This window comes from Azospirillum sp. UFLA03-27 (assembly GCF_059803775.1).
In genome coordinates, this window is the sequence record NZ_JAUQTX010000545.1 from 1 (window position 1) to 597 (window position 597).

The window sequence follows — 597 nt, forward strand, 5'->3', positions numbered from 1 at the left end:
ATGTCGCGGTGCTCGACGATGGACGTCTCGGCCCGGCCGCCGCGGCGCATGGTGACGCGGCGGATGGCCCGCATGTGGATGAAGAAGCGGTCGGTCAGGTCGGCGATGAGCGTGCAGCCCGAGGCCTGGATGATCGACTGGTGGAAGGCGACGTTGGCGTCGGAATACTCCAGCACGTGGTCGGCCAGCTCGCCTTCGGCGAAGCGGTCGAAGGTCTCGTGCAGGTCGGCCATGCCGCGCTCGTCGGCGCGCTCGACGAAGAGGCGGGCGGCCATGCCCTCCAGCGCCGCGCAGACGGTGATCATCTCGATGATCTCCGCCTTGGTCTTGCGCACCACGAAGATGCCGCGCCGGGGCATCGAGCGGATGAAGCCCTCCTGCTCCAGCAGCGCCATGGCCTCGCGCACCGGGGTGCGGCTGACGCCCAGCGCCTCGCAGAGCTGGCGCTCGTCGAGGCGGATCTCGCTCGGCCCGCCGTAGATGTCCATCTGGGTGATGGCTTGGCGCAGCGACTGGTAGGCCTTGGCCTTGAAGCTCATCCCCTGATCCAGGGGTGCGACCGAGAAACTCATCGTCTGCATGGCTGTTCCCGTCCCT

Annotated in this window: 1 protein-coding gene; it reads right to left on the bottom strand. The window is 68.2% G+C overall.

Annotated features, from left to right (window positions below; all coding sequences use genetic code 11):
• Positions 1 to 581, bottom strand: a 581-nt coding sequence (locus tag Q4I23_RS32995) for a GntR family transcriptional regulator (protein WP_498529044.1), incomplete at its 3' end; no start/stop codon positions are given.
• Positions 582 to 597 lie beyond the last annotated feature (16 nt).